The 26,713-nt window shown below is 63.0% G+C and carries 18 protein-coding genes and 1 pseudogene; 14 read left to right on the top strand and 5 right to left on the bottom strand.

Features of this window, described 5'->3' with window-relative positions; genetic code table 11:
- Positions 1-29 precede the first annotated feature (29 nt).
- Entirely contained in the window at positions 30-1,112 is a 1,083-nt protein-coding gene (locus CSQ87_RS03685) for a LacI family DNA-binding transcriptional regulator (protein WP_100512534.1), read from the bottom strand.
- A 322-nt stretch (positions 1,113-1,434) separates the two neighbouring features.
- On the opposite strand from CSQ87_RS03685, the gene CSQ87_RS03680 reads away from it, so the two are divergent.
- The 3 genes from CSQ87_RS03680 (at position 1,435) to CSQ87_RS03670 (ending at position 5,588) form a co-directional block, all read left to right on the top strand.
- Entirely contained in the window at positions 1,435-2,817 is a 1,383-nt protein-coding gene (locus CSQ87_RS03680; RefSeq protein WP_165776728.1) for an amylo-alpha-1,6-glucosidase, read from the top strand.
- Between the two features lie 76 nt (positions 2,818-2,893).
- Positions 2,894-4,168: an MFS transporter gene (locus tag CSQ87_RS03675; RefSeq protein WP_100512532.1), complete on the top strand. Its 1,275-nt coding sequence runs from the start codon at positions 2,894-2,896 to the stop codon at positions 4,166-4,168.
- Positions 4,169-4,295: 127 nt separating this feature from the next.
- On the top strand, positions 4,296-5,588 hold the full coding sequence (locus tag CSQ87_RS03670) for an MFS transporter (protein ID WP_100512531.1): 1,293 nt from the start codon (positions 4,296-4,298) through the stop codon (positions 5,586-5,588).
- A gap of 198 nt (positions 5,589-5,786) precedes the next feature.
- On the opposite strand, the gene CSQ87_RS03665 is transcribed toward CSQ87_RS03670, so the two are convergent.
- Both CSQ87_RS03665 and CSQ87_RS03660 read right to left on the bottom strand, forming a co-directional pair.
- Positions 5,787-8,024 carry a YhgE/Pip domain-containing protein gene (locus CSQ87_RS03665; protein WP_100512530.1) on the bottom strand — a complete coding sequence of 746 codons (2,238 nt, stop codon included), beginning with the start codon at positions 8,022-8,024 and terminating at the stop codon, positions 5,787-5,789.
- A 4-nt stretch (positions 8,025-8,028) separates the two neighbouring features.
- Positions 8,029-10,689 (bottom strand): YhgE/Pip domain-containing protein, encoded by a 2,661-nt coding sequence (locus CSQ87_RS03660; protein ID WP_100512529.1) that lies wholly within the window; start codon positions 10,687-10,689, stop codon positions 8,029-8,031.
- Positions 10,690-10,792: 103 nt separating this feature from the next.
- Here CSQ87_RS03660 and CSQ87_RS03655 point away from each other — a divergent pair, with 103 nt between their 5' ends.
- The 5 genes from CSQ87_RS03655 to CSQ87_RS03635 all read left to right on the top strand — a co-directional run bounded on the left by CSQ87_RS03655 (position 10,793) and on the right by CSQ87_RS03635 (position 16,135).
- The gene (locus CSQ87_RS03655; RefSeq protein WP_100512528.1) at positions 10,793-11,587 is read left to right on the top strand and encodes a TetR/AcrR family transcriptional regulator; all 795 of its coding nucleotides are present in this window, start codon (positions 10,793-10,795) and stop codon (positions 11,585-11,587) included.
- A gap of 68 nt (positions 11,588-11,655) precedes the next feature.
- Positions 11,656-13,617, top strand: coding sequence for a RecQ family ATP-dependent DNA helicase (locus tag CSQ87_RS03650; protein WP_100512527.1), 1,962 nt, complete (start codon positions 11,656-11,658; stop codon positions 13,615-13,617).
- Between the two features lie 57 nt (positions 13,618-13,674).
- Positions 13,675-14,271 carry a GNAT family N-acetyltransferase gene (locus tag CSQ87_RS03645; RefSeq protein ID WP_100512526.1) on the top strand — a complete coding sequence of 199 codons (597 nt, stop codon included), beginning with the start codon at positions 13,675-13,677 and terminating at the stop codon, positions 14,269-14,271.
- Between the two features lie 178 nt (positions 14,272-14,449).
- Complete coding sequence (locus tag CSQ87_RS03640; protein ID WP_100512525.1) at positions 14,450-14,932, top strand: S-ribosylhomocysteine lyase; 483 nt, start codon at positions 14,450-14,452, stop codon at positions 14,930-14,932.
- Between the two features lie 18 nt (positions 14,933-14,950).
- Positions 14,951-16,135, top strand: a complete 1,185-nt coding sequence (locus CSQ87_RS03635) for an aminotransferase class I/II-fold pyridoxal phosphate-dependent enzyme (protein ID WP_100512524.1) — start codon at positions 14,951-14,953, stop codon at positions 16,133-16,135.
- 11 nt (positions 16,136-16,146) lie between these two features.
- On the opposite strand, the gene CSQ87_RS03630 is transcribed toward CSQ87_RS03635, so the two are convergent.
- Positions 16,147-16,977 carry a FadR/GntR family transcriptional regulator gene (locus tag CSQ87_RS03630; RefSeq protein ID WP_243388825.1) on the bottom strand — a complete coding sequence of 277 codons (831 nt, stop codon included), beginning with the start codon at positions 16,975-16,977 and terminating at the stop codon, positions 16,147-16,149.
- Between the two features lie 185 nt (positions 16,978-17,162).
- Between CSQ87_RS03630 and CSQ87_RS11235 the strand changes: the two are divergent.
- Together CSQ87_RS11235 and gnd are read left to right on the top strand one after the other, a co-directional pair.
- Positions 17,163-17,639: pseudogene (locus CSQ87_RS11235) on the top strand (gluconokinase); the annotation flags it as partial.
- Positions 17,640-18,617, top strand: coding sequence for a phosphogluconate dehydrogenase (NAD(+)-dependent, decarboxylating) (gene gnd / locus CSQ87_RS03625; protein ID WP_341476080.1), 978 nt, complete (start codon positions 17,640-17,642; stop codon positions 18,615-18,617).
- A gap of 227 nt (positions 18,618-18,844) precedes the next feature.
- On the opposite strand, the gene CSQ87_RS03620 is transcribed toward gnd, so the two are convergent.
- Positions 18,845-20,332 (bottom strand): APC family permease, encoded by a 1,488-nt coding sequence (locus CSQ87_RS03620; RefSeq protein ID WP_100512523.1) that lies wholly within the window; start codon positions 20,330-20,332, stop codon positions 18,845-18,847.
- A gap of 327 nt (positions 20,333-20,659) precedes the next feature.
- On the opposite strand from CSQ87_RS03620, the gene CSQ87_RS03615 reads away from it, so the two are divergent.
- The 4 genes from CSQ87_RS03615 to dnaG all read left to right on the top strand — a co-directional run bounded on the left by CSQ87_RS03615 (position 20,660) and on the right by dnaG (position 26,632).
- Positions 20,660-21,508, top strand: a complete 849-nt coding sequence (locus tag CSQ87_RS03615; protein WP_100512522.1) for an ATP-binding cassette domain-containing protein — start codon at positions 20,660-20,662, stop codon at positions 21,506-21,508.
- Positions 21,509-21,678: 170 nt separating this feature from the next.
- Entirely contained in the window at positions 21,679-23,043 is a 1,365-nt protein-coding gene (gene alr / locus CSQ87_RS03610; protein WP_100512521.1) for an alanine racemase, read from the top strand.
- A 76-nt stretch (positions 23,044-23,119) separates the two neighbouring features.
- Complete coding sequence (locus CSQ87_RS03605; protein ID WP_100512520.1) at positions 23,120-24,409, top strand: deoxyguanosinetriphosphate triphosphohydrolase; 1,290 nt, start codon at positions 23,120-23,122, stop codon at positions 24,407-24,409.
- A 105-nt stretch (positions 24,410-24,514) separates the two neighbouring features.
- Complete coding sequence (dnaG, locus tag CSQ87_RS03600; protein WP_100512519.1) at positions 24,515-26,632, top strand: DNA primase; 2,118 nt, start codon at positions 24,515-24,517, stop codon at positions 26,630-26,632.
- Positions 26,633-26,713 lie beyond the last annotated feature (81 nt).

The raw sequence follows: 26,713 nt of genomic DNA, 5'->3' as shown, positions 1-26,713 counted from the left end.
ATTGGGGTCAGGGGGTTCTCATCTAATGCTCACCGGGTCGAGGCGCGGCGTATGAGCTTGGGCATGAGCAGTTGCGTGCTGTGAACGTGCCCGGCCGGATTGGCGATCTCGTCAAGCATCAACGTCATGGCGCGCCGGCCCATGTCCACGCCGGGGGACTCCACGACGGTCAACGACATCGGGCACCGGCTTTCCAGTCGGTCACCTTCCGTGCCGATGACGGAAATTTCTTCCGGTATTTGGATCCCTGCGTCAGTTAGTGCGCTGATAATGCCGCTGGCTACACGATCCGATCCGGCCACGATGCCATCCGGCCGATCGGAATTCTGAATGGAGGACAGTCGTCGGCCGATTTCATATCCGTCTTCGAACATCAGGCCACCGGAATCGATGACTTCCAATGTGACGCCGTCGGTTGCTCTGGTGACCCGTTCTATGCCGGTCTGACGTTGCTGAATCGGTTGGTAATTGGAATCGTTCGCCACATAGGCCAGATGCCGGCACCCCGTACTGATCAGCTCGTGCGCAGCGATCTCTCCGGCAGCCGTATCGTTTTTCAACACCGTACAGTGATCATCCACGAAGGACGGGTTGCGATGATCGATCATGATCGCCGGGATACCGGCAGCACGAGCGAAGGCAATGTCATCCTGTGAGTCGTCCACTGCGCTGATGATCAGGCCCGACACGTTCATCTGGCAGAGCATTCTTACCTGCTCGGACTGTCGCGTCTTGTCCGACATGGAGTGCACGCCGATGACCTCCATGTCGTTAGCCTCGCAGATTTCTTGAATGCCCTCAAGGATCGAGGTGAAAAGATAGTTTTCTACGTCGGTGATTACATATCCGATCAACGGCGTAACGATCTGTCGTTCTATGATCTTCCGTTTCTGAGTGCGGACATACCCCAGATCTTCGATTGCTTTCTGTATTTTGATTTTCAAGCGGTCGGATACGCGGTCTGGGTAGTTGAGATAGTTTGATACCGTGCCGATGGACACATCGGCTTTCTTTGCAACGTCGCTGATACCGATGCGTTTCGAGGCATCGTCGTCTCGCTTGGCGCTGATGGTTGGCGATGCTCCATTGGGCTGCTTATCGGTGGAAGTCATATATCTATTCTATAAGATGCTTATCGTGTTTTGAATTTTAAAAATGAAAAGCAAAGAAATCGATACTGATTGGGTCTCAATTTTCATTTCTTTTCATTGCGTTCGTCGCTGACGCCGCAAATGTTTAAAACTTTTACTTTTGTTGAAAATATTAGCTTTTTAAGGATGTAAAGGATTTGCTTGACTGTGCGATTTGATTGAGTTGAAAAATTTTGAATTTCAATATATAGTGTAGTCAACTTCAAAAAATTAAATGAAGTTATATGGATGATATTCGTGAAGTGGCGAACATCATCGAATGAAAACAAGGAAGGAAGGGACGATGATGTCATCCTCTCAGATGGATTTCAACAGGGGTGATTGTGGCTGTGTCGATCATGGACGGTCGCATGATGATCGATATGATCATGCCCAGTCAGCTGTGTCCATGCAAGATTCCTCGGTGCTTGGACTCAAAGAATACATCACGGGTCAGGCTTCGCTGATGGTCCGTTCGGCGACTGATGCATTGCCTCACCCATACGTGGTACCTAGCACTCCCGATTCCCCGATCTACAGTTCTGACCTGTGGGATTGGGATTCTTGGTGGGCGAGCGTGGCTATGACTCAGATTGAGCTTGATCTCGATGACGATGGCTGTTTTCTCGAAGCTACGCAAGGATCGATTCTGGATTTCCTTGATCGTACGGATGACAACGGCATCACTCCGATCATGCTGTACCCAAATGGCAAGGGATTCGAAAGCGTTGATCCTACGTTGTTCGATGAGGAGCATCCGTTCGACCAGAACATGCACAAGCCGATCCTTGCGCAGGCTGCCGCCATGCTGATTCAGCAACATGGGGATGCTTCATGGATTGCTGATCGTATTGATGCTCTGGAACGATTCCTTACTTGCTATCTCACTCATCATGTTCATAAGGAGACGGGTTTGGCCTACTGGCAGACTGACTTTGCCGTAGGCGTGGATAATGATCCATCGATTTTCTTCCGACCGGATAAGAGTGCTGCTTCCATTTTCCTGAATTCGCTGCTGTATCGCGAACTGATGGCTTTCGGATACATTCTCGAGACTCTTGGCAAAGTGGACGAATCCATTGCGTGGCGTGAAAAGGCACGGGCGCTGCGTGATGCGATCAATACCTACTGCTGGGATGAGCGAGACGGCACCTATTATAGCGTTGATCTCAATCTCCGGCCTGTCGATGAGAGCCGTTGGCTGCATCATGGCGCGCCAAGATCATGGCCGTGCCTGCTGATGCGCATTGACAGCTGGTCAAGCTTTGCCGCCCTATGGGCGGGAATTCCTGATGAGTGCCAAGCCAAGCGTATGGTCGGACGCTATAGGGAGACCGCTACGTTCAATGCTCGATACGGAGTGCGTACGTTGTCCCGTTTGGAGCCTCAGTACATGGTGCGTTCTTCAAACAATCCGTCATGTTGGCTCGGCCCTATTTGGGGAGTCTCGAACTATATGGTGTTCCGTGGTCTCCAGAAGTACGGGTTCCTGGAAGACGCTCGAGAGCTTGCATGCAAGACCATACGTCTGTTTGCCAATGACTTTGCGGCGACCGGTTGCCTGCATGAATACTATGATCCCGACACCGGCGAACCAGTGATGACCGCAGGATTCCAGAACTGGAATTTCCTTGCTGTCATCATGATCGACTGGCTTGATGGCAAGCCGGTTCGTTACGAATTCTGAACTTTCGTCATTCACATAGTCAATATCGCGGTCACAGTGGCGTGACCGCATCAATTCGATTCATAAGGAAACGACAATGAGTGCAGCAACTTCTTCGGCGCCGTCGGCGCCGACATCCGCAAAAATCGGTCGGTACATAGCCGGATACATCGTCTTCTGGTTGTTCACCGCCACCGGCGTCACCATGGTGGCCAACGTTCTGATGCCGCAATTCGTCAAGAATATCGGTGCCGCAAATCCGGCTGCCGTCATTGGCACGGCCAGTAGCATCGCCATGATTGTGGCCATGATCAGCAATGTGGTATTCGGCGCTATTTCTGATCGAACTCGTACAAAATTCGGACGTCGCGCTCCTTGGCTGGTGATCGGTGGCATCGTCTCCATCATCTCCTTTGCCATGATGCCGTTGCAAACCACCGGAGTCGGAGTGATCGCGGTATATTCGATCGCTCAGATCGGCATGAACATTATGTATGCGCCGTTCTATGCCGTACTTTCCGACAACGTGCCCGAAGAGAAACGTGGCACGGTGTCTATGGCCAACGGTCTGGGTAACTCCATCGGTTGCGGCATCGGTCCGATGCTTGGCTCGTATTTCATCAGTAGTGTTACTCAGGGCTTGCTCATCGGTGCGGCATTGGTTGGTCTTGGTGGCATCGTCGTCGCCGTGGTCTTCCCGAATCGGAATGACGTTGCCGTCATGAAAACCGCGGAACGTCCCGATCGCACGATTATGCAGCAGCTGATCTACACGCTCACCCCACCGCGCAAATGTCCTGATTTCTGGAAGGCATTCGTCGGTCGTACTTGCATCATGCTTGCCGTGCAGATGATCAGTTCGTACCTGCTCTATCTTGTTCAGGACTACCTGCACTTCTCCAAGACCGAATCCGCAGCCCTGATCGGTACCTATTCGCTGATCGTAACCATTGCGTCGTTCGTTACACTGGCCGTCGGACCGCTTTCCGACAAGCTGCATCGCAGAAAGATGCCCGCATATATTGCCGTGGTTCTGATTTGTGCCAGCTTCGGATTCTGGCTTCTGGGCGGATACGGGCTTGTGGCTTCGTCCACTGCCGTTATCATCGCTGCAGTGTTGTATGGAGCCGGTTATGGTTCTTTCACCGCCATCGATCAGGCGCTGAACGTCGATGTGCTGCCGAACAAGGAAGATGCCGGTAAGGATCTTGGATTCATCAATGTCGGTACCACTGCCGGTATGGCAGCAGGCGCACTGTGCACGTCATCCCTCTATTCCCTGACAGGAAGCTACGCGGTGGTGTTCCCCGTGGCGATCGGCATGAGCCTGATCGGCGCGGTGTCCATCTCCCTGATCAAGTCGGTGAAGTAGTAGGTCAAATTGCGGCGGGGCTCGGCCGTTGGCCGCCCCGTCGATTCATGAATGCGTGACGGACCGAGATGATTATCGCTGATATGCGTTCTTGCTGTTCATGCGCGTCGAGTAAGGAATATCAATCATGTCGAGACAACTGAGGAAATCTATCGGCACGGTGCTGACACTGGGGGCTGGAGCCGGCTCATTCCTGAGTGCCACGGCGATTGTGAGTCTGTCATCCACGATCACCATATGGCAGAAGACCCTGCCTCTGACCACGATGCAGGTGGGTTTGCTGTCCGGGCTGCTCAGTCTGGCCATTGCCGTAGGCAGTCTTTCGGCAAATAGTCTCGGTCGACGTTTGGGAAGGGTCTCTGTTTACCGGATGGTGTTGTTCCCGGCGGCATTGGGATTCCTGATCTGTGCGATGGCTCCAAACTTCGCAGTACTACTTGCTGGCATGATCCTTGTCGGTGTTACTACGGGTGCCGATCTACCTTTGGCTCTTTCTCTGGTTTCGGATCCGCATTACACCAAGAGCAACAATGCGAAATGCGTATCGCTGACACAGAGTGGATGGCAGCTGGGTATTCTGGTCACTCTTGTTTCGGCATTTGGTATCTCCTGGTTTGAAGGGGATCTGCCTTGCCGGTTCCTGTTTCTGGCCATTGCGGTTATTTCATGTGCGGTGGCGATTTACCGACTGCGGGGTACTGATTTTACCGATGAGGATATGAGCCATGAACAGTGTCTCCGTGCTGCGTCTGAGAATATTCGTAAGCGCATCGGGATTAGTGGTGGACAGATCTTCTTTTGGCGTAGGTTTGGTCGTTCCGAGAAGTCGTTTTTCGCTTCCATTCTGGTGTTCTATGTGTTCTGGAATTTCCTTGGTAATACTTGGGGGCAGTTTCAGACGTTTATCTTCGTGAATGCTGACGCCAGTCAATCGCTCGCTACGGGCATTGGCATTCTGGTGTGCGTGTTGACGTTTATGGCAAGTTTTTTGGTGCCGCTGGCTAGCGGTACGAGGTTCGAACATCCGTTATTCTGCTTTGGAGGGATGATGATCGTCGTCTCCCTGGTGGTATTGGTGTTCAGGGGAGATCAATTGTGGTGGCTCATCGGAGCTACGGCAACATTGAATACCGGACTTGTGTTATCTGGTGAAGCGACCAGCAAGGTCTGGATTCAAACCCTGTTCAAGGATGAGGATCAGCGTACTTCCGTGCAGGGATTCACGTTGGCGTTCTCCCGTATCCTGTGCAGCTTGTTGGCGTTGGTGACGCCAAGCCTCGTCGTGCCGGATACCATCCGTACCACCATGATGGTGTTTCTTGGCTTTGCGGTTATCTCCTTGGGTGCCGGATTGAAGACCATTCGTTCGCAGGTTGCCGTACATGGTTCTGCCGGTATGGAGACTGAAAAGGTGTCATAAGGGTTGGGGTCGCTAGGCGAGCGCCCAGTTCACTCTTTTCGGGTGCCCGGAAAAGAGTGAACTGGAAACGCACGGAATCGCACACGGTCGGCCTGGTTTCGGGTCGGCCGTGTTGCGTTATCCGTTACATCGAACAACATTGAGTTCACTCTTTGGCACCAGCGAAAAAGAGTGAACTCAATCACGCCGAAACCGCCCCTATCCCAGCACCTTGGTGCGCTTGAGACCGGCCTCCGACTTGGCGGTGAGGCGCATGAGCGGGCGGCGCAGGACGAGGCCGAGCAGCAGCATCGGCAGGACGAACGCCGCCAGCCTGCCCATGGCGATCCAGTAGTCGTTGTGGTAGACGCCGAAGATCGCGGCGCGGAACATGTCGATGGCATGCGTGGCCGGCAGGAACGGGTGCACCGCCTGGAAGAAGTCGGGCAGCACGGCGACGGGGAACGAGCCGCCGGCGCCGGTGATCTGCATCACCATGATGAGCACGCACAGCGCCTTGCCGGGGGAGCCGAACGCGGCCGCCATCGTGTAGACGATGAACGCGAATACCAGCGACGTCACCCATCCGGCCAGCATGAACAGCAGCGGGCCGTCGCACTGCACGCGCAGGTACACGAGCTCGCCCAAGCACATGACGGTGCTCTGCAGCAGCGCCAGAATCCCGTAGATGCCGAAGCGTCCGAGGAACATCTCGCCGGGCGTCGGACGATCCAGCGTGGCCTGACGCCTGTCCGACACCTGCACGAGTATGGCCAGCGTCATCAGCAGCGCACCCATCCACAGGCCCAGCGTCGTATACATCGGCGTCATGGATGAGCCGAAGTTGTCGGACCTGTAGACGGCGTTGCGATTGAGACTCACCGGCGAGACCAGCGACGTGGCCAGCGCTTCGGGGTCGTCGCCCAGCACCTTGCGCACGGTTTTGAGATCCCCGCTGTTCAGCGCCTTGGTGATCCTGCCATGCAGGTCGTCGAGCTTGCCGGCCGAGGAGCGCAGGGATTTCGCCGTGGCGGTGATGTCCGTATGCGCGTCCGCCATGCTCGCGGCGATGGAATCCGCCGAACCGGAAAGCTCCGACGACGTGGCCTCCAGCCGTGAGGTCGCCTCGGCCGCGCCCTCGTAGGCGTCCGATGCGGCCGACGACATGGCGGCGAGCTTCGTCTTCAGTCCCTTGTCGAAGTCGTCGCCCACCTGCGTCATGGTCCTGCGGGCCTCTTCGGCGCGGGCCTTGGCCTCGGCGCGCTTCCGCTCGCTGCCGGCCAGCCCCTTGTCGATGCCGTCGGCGGCGGAGGTCAGCGAATCACGCACCGCGGTCTGCCTGGCGATGGCCTCGTCCATCCGTCCGAGCAGCGTCTGCTGCAGCTGCACGCCGTCGCCGCCCGCGGGCTTCAGCGCCGCCAGCCGCTCGCGCAGTCCCCGGTATGCGGTGATCTGCGCGTCGATCTTCGCGGCCACGCCATGCAGCTGCTTCGCCGAGTCGGCGCCCTGCGTGCCCACGGCGTCGAACGCCTGATCGATGCTCGCCTCGGCTCCCTGATAGCTGTCGGCGCTGGCATCAAGCGCCTCGCCGACCGTATCGGCCGAGGAATCCAGTGTGGCGGCGACCGTGGTCACGCCCTGTCTCGCCTGATCGGTGGCCTTGCGCGCATCCGCCGCGCTGCCGCCCGCCTTGCTGACCAGCTGCGCCGACGTGGCAACCAGCGTCTGTGCCGAATCCAGCATGTCGCCGTACTGGTCGAGGTTGTCGGCGGCCAGATCAAGCTGCCTGGCCGTACGGTCGATGTTCGCGTTGAGGTTGCCGATGAGCGTCGTCGCCGAATCGCTGTCCAGCGACTCCGCGAGTTGCGAGGCGATGGTCAGGCCCACGTTGGAGATGGTCGTGTTGAACGTATCGTTCACCTGCGCCGTCACCGCGTCGGCGCCCTGCCCGGTTACCTTCGGGGCCAGCGGATTTTTCTTCTCGTTCGTGTAGTAGGCGATCTTCGCATGCCGGGTCCGGGTGGAGAACAGGGTCATCATGTCGCGGCTGAACGACTTCGGGATCACCACGGCGGCATAGTATTCGCCGGATTCCGTGCCGTCGATGGCGTTCCGCTCGTCGGTGACCACCCAGTCGAGCTGGTCGTTGGCGCGCAGGGCCGAGACGACGTTCTCGCCCACGTTCACCTTCACCGGCACCAGATCGCTGCGATACCCCTCGTCGGCATTCGCCACGGCGACCTTGAGGCCTCCGGTGCTGCTGAACGGATCCCAGTTCGCGGCCACGTTGAACCACGCGAACAGCGAAGGGATCGCCACCAGCCCGATGATCAGGGTGATGGCCGTGACGTTCGAAGTGATGTTCCGCACGTCGCCGGCGACGATGCGCCCGACGTTCCGCAGCTTCCGCAGCAGCGTCGTCGCCAGCGTCGTCATGATCGCGATGATCGTCGTCATGGCGTCACGCCTCCTTTCCCGATGCCCCGGCCGCAGCCCCGGCCGCGGTCTTAGTCGCAGTCCCGGTCCCGGCCGCCGAGTGCTTCGGCGTTCGGCCCGATGCCGGCCCGGTCACGTTCAATAGGTCCAGTGATTTCAACGGCTTCCGGTGCAGACGCTGCCTTCGGTAGACGTCGCGCAGCTCCGCCGCATCCATGTTCCCCAGTCGGATCTGCCGCCGGATGCCGTCGTAGATGAATTCGATGCCGACGAGGAACGTGATGATGGCCACGATCCAGATCACCCAGGCCAGCAGGATGCCGATCTTCTCGTTGGTAGTCATCGAGAATGCCGTCAGGCCGATCGGCAGGATGATGCCCGCCGCGAGCGCACCGCGCTTGAGCTTCGGATACAGGCGTTCGAATCGGGCCGCCCGCCGTGTGATGCCCGCATGGAACTCCTCGGAGTCGTTCAGCGCACGCAGCAGCTGGTCGAGCCGGTAGCGGTTGTGGATGGCCACCGGCTTCTCCGCGGCCAGCAGATCCGTGGCGGCGAACCGTTCGGACACCATCGTGTTGAGATTGTTGAGATACGGTCGCAACGTCATGCCGACTAGGAACGCCGCGGCGGCGAACAGCGCCAGCGTCGTGAGATACCGCCAGTAATGGTCGCCGTAGAACCCGCCGATCGTCTCGCGCAGCGCATTGTTGCCGTGGGTGATCGGCAGGAACGGGTAGAGGCGCTGGAATTCCTTCGGCATCATCTCGATCGGATACATGCCCGACGATCCGGGCACCTGCAGGACGGTCAGCAGCACGGTCAGTCCCCGGCCCACGTGGGCGAAGGAGATGCACAGCGCGTAGATGATGGAGACGTACACCACGCCGATGGCCATCGTCGTCAGATACAGGGCCGGCAGGTTCGCCGCCTGCACGCCGATGACGAGATTGCCGGTGGTCGTGATGACCGCCTGCAGGCAGGACAGGACGGCCAGCAGCAGCCAGCGGCCCAGATACTTCTGGTTCGCGGTGAGCCCGGTGATGCCTTCGTCATCCACTTCGAGATGCACCATCATCGCCAGCGTGAACGCGCCGATCCACAACGCCAGATTCGTGAACATCGGCGCCACGGCCGACCCATAGGAGTTCAGCGGATACACGGTGTGGGTCTCCAGCGCGGTGGGGGAGGCCACGAACTTCGCGACGTCGTCGGGCGAGGCGCCGAGCGACGAGCGCAGCCTGTCCAACGTGTCGGCGCTGGATGCGGCGTTCATGTCGGAGTCGATGTTGCTCAGCGTGGTGCGGGTTTCGGCCAGCGACCGCTTCGACCCCTCAAGCGCCTTGGTCGTCCTGTCAAGCGTGGTATCGAGCTGGTCGAGCGCCGTGTTCGCCTCGTCCACGGCCGGGCCGACCTTCGCCAGCGTGCCCGACAACGTGGTGGCGCTCGCCGAGAACGAACCGAGCGCGCTGTTCAGGCCCGAGGTCGCGGTGCCGCCGAGCGCCGACTGGGATCGCTGCAGTGCGGTGATGGTACTCTGATTGGCCGAGTCGATGGCATCGGCCGCCCCGGCGATCGCGGTGGCACTGTTGCCGACGTTCGCGCTGGCCGTACGCATGGCGTCCACAGCCGCATGTCCGTCACGGCCACGCTGCTCCAGCTCCGCGATCAGTGCCTTGCCGGAATCCGTGCCGGCGAACTCGGAATCCTTCAGCGTCGTGACGATCGCGGCGTTCGCGTCCACGGCCTCCTGCGCGGAAGCCGCGGCGGCGTCGGCGCGGTCCTTGGCGCCGAGCACGGTGCCGGAGGCCTTGCCGATGACCGTGTTCGCCTGCTGCGAGCCCGCGGACAGCGACGCCGAGGCGCTCGCCGATTTCACCGCCAGTGAGGAGCTCAGCGAGGTCAGTCCGTTCTGCGCGTCGCTGATCGAGGCGATGCCCGAGTTCAGCGTGGTCTGTGCCTTCGTGGCCTTGCCGCTGATGTCGGACAGCGAGACGCGGGCCTCATCCACCTTGGCGGAGCCGTCGTTCACGGCGGCGATGAGCGAATCGAGCTTGGCTTCGGCGTCGTCGATGCCGTCCAGCGCCTTGTCCACGCCGTTCGAGGTCTCGCGCCGCGCCGCGTCGGCGTGGGCCGAGGCCTTGCCGGCCGCCTTGGACATGGCCTCGACCGCGGTTTTACTCACCGTGGAGACGAACTGGCTGTTGATCTGCCGCTCCAGAGTGCCGGCCCCGGTATCGGTGATGCGCGGCGTGATCGGGCTGGTCTTTTCGTTGACGTAGTACTCGATCTTCGGCTGACGGAAGTCGCCGGTGGTGATGGTCATGAGGTCGGCCGAGAAATCGACTGGGATGATGATGGCCGCGTAGCTGGTGCCGGATCGCACCTCGTCGAGGGCCTGCTGCCGGCCCATGAACGTCCAGTCGAGCTGATGATTGTCGTGCAGCGACGTCTCCACCTGATCGCCGATGTTCAGCCTGCCGATGGCGCTGCTGCTTGCGCCCCTGTCCTCGTTGACCACGGCCACGCGCAGGTTGCCGGTGTTGTCGTAGGGGCTCCAGAACGCGGCGACGTTGAACCATGAGTACAGCGCGGGGATCGCGCAGATGCCCAGTACCGTGACCACGGCCATGGGTACGGCGAGTATGCGGCGGATGTCGCGCGCGAAGACCTGGAAGACGTGTTTCATGCTGACCTCGGCGGATCCTGTGACAACGGAAGATTTTGACTACGGATATAAGTTATACTACAACTGTAGCGTAACGATCAAACGTGGTGAAAAATGATATACGATGAGATATCGTTTCCCCGTGCAGCACGGTCAAGAACGGTCGAGTGCGGCCAGATACGGTCAGGAGTGTGTGACGATGACGAACGAGGCGCGGAACGCGACGGCGCAGGGTCCGACAGTGCAGAGCCCGGCGAAATCCCGTCCGGCGAAACCGCACGGCGATCGCCGTGTGCGGCGCACCCGCGCCCGCCTTGCGGACGCACTCGTCGAGCTCATGCGCACCAAGCCGGTCGAATCCATCACCGTGACCGAACTGGCCGAACGGGCCGACGTGAACCGCGTGACCTTCTACGCGCACTACAACAACGTGCAGGAGCTGCTCGGACAGATCGAGGACGACGCGGTGGCCGCGTTCCGAAGCGTGGCCGAAGCCCATGCGAAGGAACTGGTCACGGGGGAGTATCTGCCGTTCGTCACCGCCACGCTCGTCTACATCGATGAACACGACAGCATGATTTCCGTATTGCTGTCGTCGTTCGGCAATACGTTGTTCAACGATCTGGCTGACAGTATCCGCGACATCTGCAACGAGATCTTCGACCCCGTCTCGGCGGCGATGGTCGAAGCGGGCGATGAGGGCGACCGTATCGACGGCGACGTGGATCTCGATCATGCGAGGATGATCCGCGACTACCAGTTCGACTACATCTTCGGCGGCATCATGAACGTGATCCGCGACTGGTTCCGTGGCGGGCGGAAGGAATCCATTGCATTCATGGCCGCCATCATCAGTTCCACCACCAAGGCCGCCGGTCTCGACTCCCTGCGCGAGAACATCCGGCTCGCCGTGCGCTGAGCCGGCCCCAAGACCGCTGCTGCCCCCAAGCCGCTACCCGCCCCACCCCCGGTGCTATGGTCTGAACCATGGCAGACATCAACGATGCGCGGGCTGCGCTGAAACGGTATTTCGGCTACGACGAGTTCCGGCCCGGTCAGGAGCCGCTGATCGGCGCGATCCTCGCCGGCCGCGACGCGCTCGGCGTCATGCCCACCGGCGCCGGCAAATCCATCTGCTATCAGATCCCCGCCGTACTGCTCGACGGCCTCACCGTCGTGATCTCCCCGCTGGTCTCCCTGATGGCCGATCAGGTCGCCGGTCTCGAGGACAACGGCATCCACGCCGTCTACGTCAACTCCACGCAGAGTCCGGAGGAGCAGTCCGCCGCGCTTGCCGAGGCGAAACAGGGTCTGTGCCGGGTTCTCTACGTGGCCCCCGAACGGCTCGACACCGCCCGGTTCGCCGACTTCGCCGCCCACGCGAACATCGGCCTGCTCGCCATCGACGAGGCGCACTGCGTCTCCCAATGGGGACAGGACTTCCGCCCGGCGTATCTGGGCATCGGCGAGTTCATCGCCCGCATGCCCCGTCGTCCCGTCGTCGCTGCGTTCACCGCCACCGCCACCGAGCGCGTGCGGGAGGACATCGTCCGGTTGGTCGGTCTCAACAACCCACAGATCAGCGTCACCGGATTCGACCGCACCAACCTGTACTTCGACGTCATCAAGGCCACGCCCACCGCCAAACGGCAGTGGATCGAACGATACGTGGCCGCGCACGGCGAGGAATCCGGCATCATCTACTGCGCCACCCGTCGGGAGACCGAGGCCCTGGCCGATGATCTCAACGCCCGCGGTGCCTCCGCCGTGTGCTATCACGCCGGACTGCCCCCTGAGGAACGGTCTCGTGCCCAGCGGGCCTTCGTCAACGACGAGGTGCATGTGGTCGTGGCCACCAACGCGTTCGGCATGGGCATCGACAAGTCGAACGTGCGGTACGTGATCCACCACAACATGCCCGACAGTATCGAAGCCTACTATCAGGAGGCCGGTCGTGCGGGCCGTGACGGTCTGCCCTCCCGGTGCACGCTGCTGTGGTGCGACGCGGACATCATGACCCGGCGGCGGTTCATCGACAACGAAAGCGAGAACGATCGGCTCAGCGCCGAGGACGCCGAGGCGGTGCGCGCCCGACGACGCGTGCTGCTCGACGGCATGACCGGATACTGCCGCACCACCGAATGCCTGCACCGGTACATCACCGCGTACTTCGGCGAAACCGGTGAAACCGTATGCTCCGGATGCTCGAACTGCGACGGCGAGTTCGAAACCGTCGACGTGACCGACATCGCGCGGGCGGTCAGCGAATGCGTGCACGACATCCTGACCCTGTTGGAACCGAACCGGGATGGCAGCCCCCGCGGCCTCGGCGCGGCCAAGATCGTGCAGATCCTGCGCGGCTCCGATTCGCAGGAGATGCACGACTGGCGTCACCTCGACTCCGCACCCACCTACGGACGACTGAAAAACAGGACCGCGGCGCAGGTCCGCGACGTGATCTCGCAGATGATCGCCGATGGGTATCTCGTCGTGGCCGACGGCAGATTCCCCATCGTATTGTTCGGTCCCCGGGCCGTGGAAACCGTGGCGCCGGACTTCCGTATGACGATCAAGCGACTGGAGCGGCCGGCCGGATCGGCCGCGCGGTCCGCCGGCGTATACGGTGGGGCGTACGGGGCTTCCGGCGGGGACGGCGGCGGGGACGGCGGCGGGGCCGGTTCCGGCGGTCGGGCCCGGTCGGCCGCGGCCTCCGGACTCGAGGGATCGGATGCCGAACTGTTCGACCGGCTGCGGGAACTGCGTCTGGAGATCGCCCGCGAAATCGGCAAGCCGCCGTACATCGTGTTCTCCGACAAGACCCTGCGCGGCATGTGCGAGCTGCGGCCCACCTCGGCCGACGAATTCCTCGAGGTCAACGGCGTGGGCCAGCACAAGCTCGAACTCTACGGAGACCGCTTCATCGCCGCCATCCGTGACTTCGTCGAATAGGCGTCGCCGTATTGCGTCGCTTGACCGCCTTAATCTTGCTGTGCAGAAAGGAGTCCCATGATCACCGACAATTCCACCACCGATACCGCCGCTGATTCGGCTGCCGACCGTAGCGTGCGCGTCGCCACGCCCGAGGATTTCGACGCCATCGAGGCCATGTACGCCCGCGCCCGCAGACTCATGGCCGAGAACGGCAATCCCACGCAATGGGCCGACCGGTTCCCGCTGGAATCCACGGTCCGTGCCGACATCGCCGAAGGCCGCACCCGTCTGCTGATTGATCACGCCGGCGTTGCCGAATCCGCATCCGGCGTGGCGTTCGGTCCCGAAGCCGAGCGGATCCTCGCGGTCTTCGTCCTGTGCCCCGGCCCGGACCCGTCGTACGCCGAGATCGACGGTGCGTGGCTGGACGACGATGACTACATGGCCGTGCATCGCGTGGCCGCCTCAGGACTGGGTCCGCGCGCCGGACGGGACTGCCTCGACTGGGCCGTGCGGCAATACGGCAATGTGCGCATGGATACGCATTGCAACAACCGGGCCATGCAGCACGTACTCGAATCCTGCGGATTCACCCGATGCGGCACGATCACGCTGGTACAGCGGGAGGGCGACGCCGAGCGGCTGGCCTACCAGCGTCATGACCGCCGATAGCCGGCGGGCGACAGTCATCGTCCGACGGCCATTGCCCCGATAACCGGCGATAGATGACATGCATGGCCGGATGGTTGACGGAATCGATTTCACGGACGAAAGTAGGAGTCGGCATCGTGGTCGGAGACGGAACCGTCCGCCCGGCCGCGGAAGAACAGCAACGAAAAAAGGAGTCGTCATGGCAGACAAGCCGGTCGTGGAAAGCTTCCAGCTCGATCACACGAAGGTCAAGGCGCCGTACGTGCGCTACATCGATACGGAGACCGGTCCCCACGGCGACGTGATCTCCAACTACGATCTGCGACTGGTGCAGCCGAACGAGAACGCGATTCCGACCGGCGGCCTGCACACCATCGAGCACACCATCGCCGTGCTGCTGCGCGAACGCATCCCCGGATACATCGACTGCTCGCCGTTCGGCTGCCGCACCGGATTCCATCTGCTCACCTGGGGCGAGCATTCCACCGAGGATGTGGCCCGCGCGCTCAAGGAGTCGTTGGAGTTCATCGCCTACAAGGCCACCTGGGAGGACGTGCCCGCCACCACCATCGAAAGCTGCGGCAACTACCGTGACCACAGCCTGTTCACCGCCAAGGAATGGGCCAAGGACATCCTCGCCAAGGGCATCAGCTCCGATCCGTTCGAGCGCAAGATCGTCTGAGGGCGCCGATTCGAATTCATGGGTGCAATACGTTTTTCGCGGGTGGCGCAGGCGATCCCGCCGAACATCTTCGCCGACATGGACGTGAAGGTGGCCCGTGCGATCGCCGGCGGCGCCCACGTCATCGACCTGAGCAAGGGCAATCCCGACGCCTACCCGGAGGCGTTCATCCGCGACGTGGCCAAACGGGCCGTGGATGATCCGCACAACGCCTGCTATACGCCGTTCGATGGCAAGGGGGAGTATCTTCGGGCGGCCGCGGACTGGTACCGCGATGTCCACGGCGTGAACGTGGACCCTGAGACCGAGATCTTCGCCGTGGAGGGCGCGGTGGATGGTCTCGCCGGACTGACCGCGATCCTGCTGGACCGCGGGGATGCGGTGGCGTTCGCCGACCCGTACTATCCCTCGTATCATTGCATGGCTGTGATGGCCGGCGCCGAGGAGATCCTCCTGCCCGCCGTGCCGTCCCTCGGCTGGCTGCCTGATTTCGACGCGGTGCCGGCCGACGTGTGGCGGCGTCTGCGCGTGCTGGTGCTCAACTATCCGAACAATCCCACCGGCGCCCAGGCCCCGGTCTCGTTCTTCGAACGGGCCGTGGCACTCGCCCATGAATACGGGTTCGTGATCGTGCATGATTTCGCTTACACCGGCCTCGGCGTGGACCCGGGGAACCAGCAGGTCAGTCTATTGGCCGTGCCGGGTGCGCTCGACGTGGCGGTGGAGGTCGATTCGCTGTCCAAGCAGTACGCGATGGCCGGATGGCGTGCCGGGTTCGTGGCCGGCAACGCCGAGATCGTCTCGCATCTCAAGCGCTACCACTATCAGATGGGATCGATGATCACCGGCATGATCCAGGACGCCGGCATCGCCGCCCTGCGCAGCGACCAGAGCTGCGTGGCCCGTCTGGCTGCGAGGTACGCCCGTCGTCGCGCGATCATCGCCGACGGTCTGCGTGATCTCGGCCTCGACGTATTCGACTCGGCCGGCGGCATCTTCGTCTGGGCCCGGGCCCCGCATGACATGGATGGGTCGGCGTTCGCCGAAGCGGTGCTGCGCGAGGCCGAGGTGGCGATTCTGCCCGGCTCGTGCTTCGGCCGGGTGGGGGAGCGCTATGTGCGGTTCAGTCTGCTGAAGGATGAGACACAGCTGGTCGAGGCCGTGCAGCGGCTGAAGTCGGCCCGGACGGTTCTGGGAATCTGAGTCCCGGACGTTCAGTCCGCGTCGGTCTGGTCTGCGTTGATCTGGTCCGTGGCGAGCGCGCAGCTTACTTCGTCGACGATGTCGTGCATGGCGTCGCGGGCGCGTGCGGGATCGCCCTTCCAGATCGCGTCGGCCACGGCGTCATGGGCGTCGAGCGCCTCCGGAGCCGGACGCTGCGGATACATGTTGATCTCCACGCGGCCGCGCAGAATCGTGGCCACGATATGCGCCAGCGCCGCGAACAGTTCGTTGCCGCTGCTTTTGAGCAACAGCGAATGGAATTCGATGTCAAGTTCGTGGAATCGGTTCAGGTCGCCGCTTTCGCCGTGCCGGCGCATTTCCACGGCCAGTACGGGAAACTTCGCCTTGACGTCCAGCGGCGCCCGTCGCGCGGTGCCCTCGGCGGCCGCCGGTTCGATGGCCAGTCGCAGTTCGGTCAGCGAGAGCAACTCCTGACGGCGCTGGGTGGAATGCAGCTTCCATTGGATCACCTGCGGGTTCAGGGCGGCCCAGGATTCCGGGCTCTGCGCCACGAGGCCGACCCTGCGGCGGATGGTCACGGCGTCGGCGGATTCCAGCGCGCGGGCGGCTTCGCGGGCCACGGTCCGGGAGACGCCGAACTTGTTCTGGATGTCCTCAAGGGTGAGGCTGGAGCCCACCGGCCAGCCGCCGTCGATGATGTCGATGGCGAGACGGTCGGTGATCGGCTGATGCAGATGCTGGCCTTCGACGAGGGGTGATCCCGTGCCGGCAAGCGTACCCGCGCCGGTAAGTGATCCCGCGCCGGCCGCTCCCATGCCGTTGCCTGACTTCGCGCCGGGGGTCGATTCCGCTGCCGTCATCGTAGGCTCCTTTCACCGTTGTTTCATCATCATTGTGCCGCATTTAAGAGTATGTATTCCATTGGGACACGCCGTAAGCCGCATTAAAGACTCTTTTTAATTTGACAAAGCATATTAAAAAATAATATGGTCATATTAAAAGTCGCGCCCGTCGGGTGGCGGGACGATCAGCAAAGGAGCGGAACATGGGCATTCATGTGGTGGTGATGGGCGTCTGCGGTTGCGGCAAGTCCACGGTGATCGAGGCGATTCGCGATCGGCTGGGATTCACGCTGGCCGAAGGCGACGACATGCACCCCCGGGCCAACGTGGAGAAGATGCACGCCGGGCACCCCCTGACCGACGAGGACCGTTGGCCGTGGCTGCGCAGCATCAACCGGTGGATGGTCGAACAGGACGAGGCCGGTCACGACACCGTGGTCTCCTGCTCGGCGCTCAAGCGCTCGTACCGTGATCTGCTCAGCGAGCACGTGCCGGTGTTCTTCCTGCATCTGACCGGACCGCGCGAGCTCATCGCCGAACGTCTGGGGAACCGCAAGGGCCATTTCATGCCGGCCTCGATGCTCGACAGCCAGCTGGAGACGCTGGAGCCGCTGCAGCCGGACGAGAACGGCTGCGAGGTGTCGATCGAGGGGAGCGAGGACGAGGTCGTCGAGCGGGCGATCAAGGCGGTGGAAGCGGCCATGCGCGAGCAGGGCGATGCCGCGTCGGACCGGGCCTCGCATGCCGGCCGGATCAAGCGAACCATGCAGATGGGCATGATCGGCCTCGGTCGCATGGGCGGCAACATGGTCCGCCGTCTGCGCGCCGGCGGTCACGATATCGTCGGCTTCGACGTGAACCCCGAATCCGATCGCGACGTGGACAGCCTCGAGGCGCTGGTCGCGGCCCTCGACACCCCGCGCGTGGTGTGGGTGATGGTCCCGTCCGGCAAGCCCACCGAGGCGACCATCGACGCGCTGAAGACGCTGCTGGAGCCGGGCGACATCGTGATCGACGGCGGCAACGCCAAGTACACCGAGGACCGCCGTCATGCCGATTCGCTTGCCGAACGAGGCATCCGCTTCCTCGACTGCGGCGTCTCCGGAGGCGTATGGGGCGCGGACCGCGGCTATGCGCTGATGCTCGGCGGCGATCGGGAGACCTTCGACGCCGTCCGTCCGCTGCTGGAGACCCTGAAGCCCGAAGGCGAGCACGGTCTGGCGCTGGCCGGCCCGGTGGGCGGCGGCCACTTCGCCAAGATGGTGCACAACGGCATCGAATATGGCATGATGCAGGCGTTCGGCGAGGGCTTCGCCACCATGATGCGCAGCGAATACGTCGACGATCCGGCGGCCGTCATGGATTCGTGGCGCGAGGGCTCCGTGGTGGCCAGCTGGCTGCTCGACCTGTTCGACAACGCCACGCAGGACGATCCCGAGCTCAAGGGCGTACCCGCCGTGGCCAACGAGTCCGGCGAGGCCAAATGGATGATCGAGGCGGCGCTCGAGCTCGGCGTGCCCACGCCGGCCACTGCGGCCGCCCTGTGGCAGCGCCAGTCCTCCCGCGGCGGTGCGGACGACATCCTGCGCGTGGTCACCGCCATGCGCGCCCAGTTCGGCGGCCACGTCACCAAGGTGGACGAGATCGCCAGGTGGTGAAAAACGCCGTGGTGACCGACCGTCGAATGGTGACCGCGGAATAGCTGGTCCGGGACAACGGCCGGATAACGACACGAATAATGACATCGGCGGATCCGCTCCGCAAAGGACTTCCGAAAGAAGTCCCGCGCGGAACGGATCCGCCGATTGTTTTTATGAGGATCGGGGATCGGATATCCGAATCCGGGTGATCCCCGGTCCGGGATCCCGATCCCCGGCCGCTCTTCCTACTGCTGCTGACCCTTCTGCTGTCCGGCCATGGCCTCGTCGATGGCCTTGCGGGCGCGCTTCTGCGCCTGCTTGCCGAGCACGGAGTTACGACGGCTGAAGCCGAAGTACACGGCCAGACCGATCGCCAGCCAGATCGCGAATCGCACCCAGGTCTCCCAGTTCAAGCCGGCGATGAACACCAGGCAGAAGATGATCGAGAGGATCGGGGTGAACGGCACGCCCGGCGCCTTGAAGCCGCGGTGGGCGTTCGGCTGGGTCTTGCGCATCCACAGCACGCCGGCCGACACGATCATGAACGCGGACAGCGTACCGATGTTCACCAGCTCGAAGAGGATGTTGATGTTGATGAAGCCGCCGGCGATGGCGGTGAGGATGCCGAAGAACCACGTGCCCTTGAACGGGGTGAGGTACTTCTTGTGCACTTCGCCGAACAGCTTCGGGAACAGGCCGTCGCGGGCCATGGCGTAGCAGATGCGGGACTGGCCGTACAGCTGGACCAGCATCACCGTGGTCATGCCCACGAGCGCGCCGAGGTTCACGACCACCGCCAGCCAGTTGAGGCCGGTCTCGAGGATCACGCCGGCGACCGGCGCGTCGATGAACTTGGCGAAGTCCTTGTACGGCACCACGCCGGTCATCACCAGCGTCATGATGATGTAGATGACCGTGGAGATCGCCAGCGAGATCAGGATGCCTCGCGGCAGCGTCTTGTTCGGGTTCACGGTCTCCTCGGCCGAGGAGGAGACGGCGTCGAAGCCGATGAAGCTGAAGAACACGATCGAGGCGGCGGGGATGATGCCGTACGGCTGGGTGGAGCCAGGCTGGAACGTGTAGACGCCGTACGGGGAGAACGGCTTCCAATTCTCCGGGTTGATGTACCGGATGGTGCAGACGATGAACAGGACGATGATGGCCAGCTTGATGAGGACCATGATGTCGTTGGCGCGCTTGGTCTGGTTGATGCCGATCGACAGCACCCAGGTGATGAGCAGCACCACGACGAAGCCGGGCAGGTTGAAGTAGGTGGTGACTCCCGGCGTCGTGCCGTAGGCGGCCGTGAGCTCCACGGGCAGGTGGAAGCCGAACCCTTCGAGCAGCTTGTTGAAGTAGCCGGCCCATCCGGCAGACACGGTGGCCGCCTGCAGGGCGTATTCGAGGATCAGATTCCAGCCGATGACGAACGCGATGAGTTCGCCGAACGCCAGATAGGCGTAAGAGTAGGCGGATCCGGAGACCGGGGCCATCGAGGCGAACTCCGCATAGCACAGGCCGGCGAAGCCGCAGCAGATCGCCGCGAGCAGGAACGACACCGCCAGCGCCGGGCCCGCGGTGAGCGCGCCCTTGCCGGTCAGCACGAAGATGCCGGTGCCGATGATCGCGCCGATGCCCAGCATCGTCAGATCGAAGGTCTTCATCGTGCGCTTCAACGGCGTGGCCTCGGCCACGATCGTCGATACGTCTTTCTTGCGCAACAAGTCGCTCATGTAATAACTCTTCTCATTCGTTATGCACGAAGGCATAAGGCGCAGCATGCTCGGGACGGAAAAACGAATCCCTGCCACCGCATCGGTTACCTATTGTCGAGTGTCAATCCACATATCTTAGGGTCACCATGTAACCTTAATGGTTTCGTGTTCCGTTTGTCCATATCGTAAGACGGCGGGAAGGCGGCCTGCACCGCGCCGGACGATCGCAGCCGCCGCATCGGACGATCGCCGCCGCGCTATCCGAACGCCTTCCTACAATGGCGGTAACGGGACGCTCCGGCCATGTTCCTCCGGCCGCGGAGCGACGGATCGCAGGGGAGTGACATGGCACTGTTCGGATTGTTCGGAAAACGCAAGCGTGAATGGGATTCGAGGGCCGGATCGCTGACCTTCGTGCTGAAGGACGCCGGCCTCGTCTACGACGACGGCCATGTGGGGCTCAGGCCCACCACGATCACCATCGACGAGAAGCGGGTGGCGGTGATCGGACTCAACGGCGCCGGCAAGTCCTCGCTGCTCAAGGTGCTCGACGGATCCGAAAAGGCCAGCGAAGGCACGGCCAGCGTGGTGCGGACCCTGACCAACGACGACGGCACCACCGAAACCGACGCCGCGCTGAACCTCGCCGTCAAGGCCGACGCCCGGCAGGCCCGGGACGTCATCGGCATCGTACGACGCGAGGAGATCCCGCAGTCCTACTACATGGCCAAGGACATTGCCGAGGCGGTCTCCTCCCAGCTCAACGCCTATCGGCTTCCCGAAGGCATCCGCCACGAAACGGTCGGCGCCCTGTTCGCCCACTTCGGCCTCAGCCCCTACGCGCACAGCAAGGCCGCCAGCCTCGACAGCGAGAAGCGGCATCTGCTCGCCATCGTCGGCGCGCTGGCCATCAACCCCGCCGCCATCGTCGCCGACGAGCCGACCAAGGGCCTCGACGAGAACGCCACCCGCACCGTGGCCAAGGCGCTGTTCGGCTACGACAAGCAGGTGATCTTCGCCACCCACGACCTCGACCTGATCGCCGATCCCGCCTACCGCATCGACCGCGTACTGGTGGTCGACGAGCAGACGATCGTCTTCGACGGCGAGCCGCAGCCGGCCATCGACTTCTACAACGACCTGATCCGCAGGCGCTACGAGGCCATGAAATCCGCCGCGAAGTCCGGGGAGTGATCCGGGCAGTGACCGGTGGAACGGACGGACAATGACCGGTGGGACGGATGGACAATGACCGGTGGAACGGACGGTGAGCGCCGGGAAGTGACCGACGCGCGGACGGCCTCGGCGCACGACGTCTGTGGACAATCACGATTTCGTCGCATTCGCGCGCCACAATGGTGGCTATGACTTTGAACGCAGTACCTGATTGGAAATTCTCCTCCGACGCCGGCCGGAACAACTACGAGGCGGCATGCCGGCAGTATCCGGCGCAGTGCATCGTCGATCTGGCGGTCCTGCGGGACAACATGCGCCATCTGGTCTCCGTGTGCGGCGGGCCGGACTCCGGTACCGCGGTGATGGGCGTGGTCAAGGCCGACGCCTACGGTCACGGGCTCATCCCCGCCGCGCTCGCCGCGCTCGCCGGCGGCGCCACCTGGCTCGGCACCGCACAGTCCCATGAGGCGCTGCTGCTGCGCAAGGCGGGCATCGGTCCCGACCGCTGCCACATTCTCACCTGGGTGTACAACGGCGTGAACGTGCCGTTCGGCGAGCTGATCGAGAACGACATCGACATCTCCATCGGCTCCATGGCCGGCATCGATCTGGCCGCCGAGGCCGCCCGCGCCGTAGGCCGGACCGCCCGTGTGCATGTGAAGGTGGATTCCGGCTTCGGCCGCAACGGCTTCACCGAGGAGACGTTCGACGAGGCCCTGAGGAAATTCGTGGCCTACGCGCACGAGGGCGTGTTCGACATCGTCGGCCAGTGGAGCCACCTCGCTGTGGCCGACTCGCCGGACGTGCCCGAGTTCGTGGCCTCCACCGACCGTCAGATCGAATCCTTCAACCAGTTCACCGCGCGCATGGAGAAGGCCGGCATCGCGCCGCGCATCCGTCATCTGGCCAATACGGCCGCCACGCTGAACCGTCCCGAGATCCACTTCGAACTCACCCGACCGGGCATCGGCCTGTACGGCTACGAGCCCGACCCGGCCATGGGCACGCCCTCCACATGGCGGCTCAAGCCGGCCATGACGCTGCAGGCGCAGCTCGGCACCGTCAAGCATGTGGAGGCCGGCCATGGCATCTCCTACGGCCGCACGTACCTGACCCCGGACGACACCTCCACCGCCATCGTGCCGATCGGCTACGCGGACGGCATCCACCGCTCCGCCTCCGGATTCGACATGCAGGGCGCCAAGCACGTACAGAAGGACGGCGGCCCCGTGCGCGTGATGACCAGCGAAGGCCCGAAGCTCTACCGCGTCTCCGGCCGCGTGTGCATGGACCAGTTCATGATCGACCTGCACGGCTCCTGCTCCGCCGACGAACTCGACGTGCACGAAGGCGACACCGTGGAACTGTTCGGACCGGGCAGGGGCGAGGCATTTGCCGAACCCACCGCCGACGACTGGGCCAAGGCCGCCGGCACCATCAGCTACGAGATCTTCACCTGCCTGCGCAATCGCATCCCGAGGCTGTACCTCAACGCCGCGGATGTGCTCGACGAACGGGATCTGGCGAAACTCGACCCGAAGACCCTGCTGTAATCGCGGTATCCATGCGGGCGGTATCCATGCGGTAATGGCGACGATCGCCGCGCGGCGGCGGGAAGGCGGTGCGACGATGATCGAGACCTCGAACGGCGAAGCCGTGCTCGAAACCGAAGGCTATCTGGCCGACGACGAGGAGCGCTGGGCCGTTGAACCGCCGAAAACCAGCAGCCGCACGGCGTTCCAGCGCGACCGGGCCCGGATCATCCACTCGTCGGCGTTCCGACGGCTCGGCGCGAAAACCCAGATCCTGGTCGCCGGCACCGACGATTTCGCCCGTACCCGGCTCACCCACACGCTGGAGGTTGCCCAGATCGGCCGACAGATCGCCGTCTCGCTCGGCTGCGACCCCGACGTGGTCGACTGCGCGTGCCTCGCCCACGATCTCGGCCACCCGCCCTTCGGCCACAACGGCGAACGCGCCCTGGCCGCTCTGGCCGGAGACATCGGCGGATTCGAAGGCAACGCGCAGACCATGCGCATCCTGACCAGGCTGGAGCCGAAGATCTTCCACGCCGACGGCCGCAGCGCCGGCGTCAACCTCACGAGGGCCTCCCTCGACGCCGCCGTCAAATACCCGTGGACGGCCGCCGATGCCCCCATGCGCCCCGACGGCACACGAAGCCCGAAATTCTGCGTCTACCCGGACGACGAGCCGGTGTTCCGCTGGCTGAAACAACGCGCCCCAGAACGCGTCAAACCCATGGAATGCCAGATCATGGACCTCGCCGACGACATCGCCTACAGCGTGCACGACGTGGAGGATGCCGTGGTCTGCCGGTCGCTCGACCCCGTCACGCTTGCGGACGCGAAGACCGTGGACGCGATCGTCGAGAGGACCCGACGGTGGTACGGCGAACAATGGAGCGCGGACGGTCTGCTGTCGGCCTTCGGACGGCTGCGCGGGGCGGGACTGCTGCCCGAACGGTTCTCCGGTTCGCGCCGGTCCCTGGCACTGCTGAAGAACCTGACCAGCGCGCAGATCGGCCGGTTCACCGACGCCGTGGAATCCGCCACCCGGTCCCGATACGGCTCCGGTCCGCTGGTGCGCTACACCGCATCGCTGGTGATCCCCGAGGAGACCGCCTACGAGATCATGGCGATGAAGGGCATCGCCGTGTACTTCGTCATGGAGCCGAGGGAGGCCGATGACCAGCACAGGGAGCAGCGCAGGATCGTCACGGATCTCGTCGAGGCGCTGATGGCCCGGGCCCCGCAGCCCTCCGATCTGCTCGAGACCGTGTTCCTCGAGGACTGGCGCGCCGCGGCCGACGACGCCGGGAGACTGCGCGTCGCCATCGATCAGGTCGCCAGCCTGACCGACAACTCCGCCGTGGCGTTGCACCGGCGGCTGTCGGGCTAGGACGTTGACGGCTTTGCCGCGGCCGGACGTCTCTCCGGACGCCTCGCCGGACGTTCGCTAGGCTGTGACGACCGTTCTCCGCGACCTTGAGTAGGGTGGAAGATTATGCCGGGTTTGATTGTGAAGGAAGACATCGAGAAGGTGCGCGCCGTCGCGGACCTGTACGACATCGTATCCGCCGACGTCACCCTGAAGGCCTCCGGAACCGGCACCTACATGGGCCTGTGCCCGTTCCACGACGAAAAGACCCCCAGCTTCTCGGTCCGTCCCGCGCTCGGATCGTGGCATTGCTTCGGCTGCGGACTGGGCGGCGACGTGTTCAAATATGTCGAACAGTCCGAAAGCGTGGGCTTCGCCGACGCCGTGGAGATCCTCGCCGACAAATACCACATCGAACTGCACTACGACTCCCAGCGCCCCGACCAGCGTCAGGGGTCCAAGCGGTCCCGCCTGCTCGAGGCCAACGAGGCGGCCCAGCGGTTCTTCGTCTCCCAGATCATGAGCAAGGAGGCGCTCGCGGCACGCAAGCTGCTCGCCGGCCGCAACTTCTCGCAGGCCGACTGCGAGCGATTCGGCTGTGGATACGCGCCTCAGGGCTGGGACAATCTCGTCCGACATCTCGCCGGCAAGGGCTTCACCCAGCAGGAGATGCTCGACGCCGGACTGGCCCGGCAGGGGCAGCGGGGCGTCTACGACTACTTCAGGGGCCGTGTGACCTGGCCGATCCGTGACGCCACCGGACGCACGCTCGGCTTCGGCGCCCGCAAGCTCTTCGACGACGACACCATCCAGGCCAAGTACATCAACACGCCCGACACCACGCTCTACCACAAGAACCAGATGCTTTACGGCCTTGACATCGCCAAGGCCAACATCGTCAAGAAGCGTCAGGTCGTGGTGGTCGAAGGCTATACGGACGTGATGGCCTGCCATCTGGCCGGCGTGGACACCGCCGTCGCCACCTGCGGCACCGCGTTCGGCAACGAACACGCCAAGATCGTGCGCCGGCTGATCTCCGACGACAAGCTCGGGGCCCTGCAGCTCATCGGACCGGGCAAGAACCAGACCTCCCGCGTGGTGTTCACCTTCGACGGCGACGCGGCCGGGCAGAAGGCCGCGCTGCACGCGTTCGGCCTCGACGGCGCGTTCCTCTCCCAGACGTTCGTGGCCGTGGCCGACAACAACCTCGATCCGTGCGACCTGCGGATCGAACGCGGCGACGCCGCCGTGCGCACGCTGGTGGAGCATGCCCGTCCGCTCTACGACTTCGTGATCGACACGGCCATCGACCAGTTCGACACCCAGTACACCACCGGGCAGATGGGCGCGGTGAAGGCCGTGGCCCCAGTGATCGCGCAGATCCGCGACCGGTCGCTGGTCGATCTGTACGCCCGCAAGGCCGTGCGCCGAGTGGGCGTGGACCTCGACATCATGATCAACGAGGTCAATGCCGCGCGCCGGCGGATGAACGTGCGCGACGAAGACGCCTACGCCCCCCGTCGCGGCAGGGGAGAAGGCATGAACGGCGAGCGTTCGCGCGTCGGCCGCGGGGAGAACCCGTACGCCGATCCGGCTCGCCGCCGTGAGCTGGAGCATCACGACGCCGTCACGCAGGGCTACTACCGCATCGACGACGCGGTGTTCATCTGCGAGCAGCAGTTCATGGGCGTGCTGATCCAAGTACCCCGGGCCATCAACGCCGACATGTTCGCCCAGCTGGTTCCGGGGAACTTCATGACCCCCGTGTTCCGTTCGCTGTTCCAGGCGGTCGAGGCGGCCGGCGGCCTGCCCGCCGACGACACGCCGCAGGGCCTGTGGCTGCACAACCTGTCCAAGGCGGCCGGTCCCATGCTCGAAGGCGTGGTGAACGAGCTGGCCGTGATGCCGTTGCCTCTGCCCTCGAACGGACGCGACGGCGCGGGGCAGGGCTCCGGCCAGTCGGGGCAGTCCGGCCAGTCGGGTGCCGTGGTCGGCGGCGATTCGCAGGAGAACGGTGCCGGCGCCGCGCTGAAGAAGCCCACCGCGGCCGAGACCCAGTACGCCTCCGAACTGCTGGTACGCATTCTCGATCTCGGGTTCATGCGGCGCATCGCCGCGGATAAGCGGCGGATGAACCAGTTGCCCGAAGGCGAGGAGAAGTTCCGCCTGCTCGGCGAGATCACCCGGCTCGAAACCAGTCGCAAGAATCTCAAGGCCGAGATCTACGGCAACGTCGTCGCCTGAGCGACGATCCGACCGCCGATCATCGTTTCACAATCCGATGATCGGCGTGTCGTATGGACGGTGTGGATGGTCGGGATCTTG

Origin of the sequence: Bifidobacterium simiarum (assembly GCF_002802905.1) — a bacterium.
Lineage (GTDB): Bacteria > Actinomycetota > Actinomycetes > Actinomycetales > Bifidobacteriaceae > Galliscardovia > Galliscardovia simiarum.
This window is presented reverse-complemented; position numbering and strand designations above follow the sequence as displayed.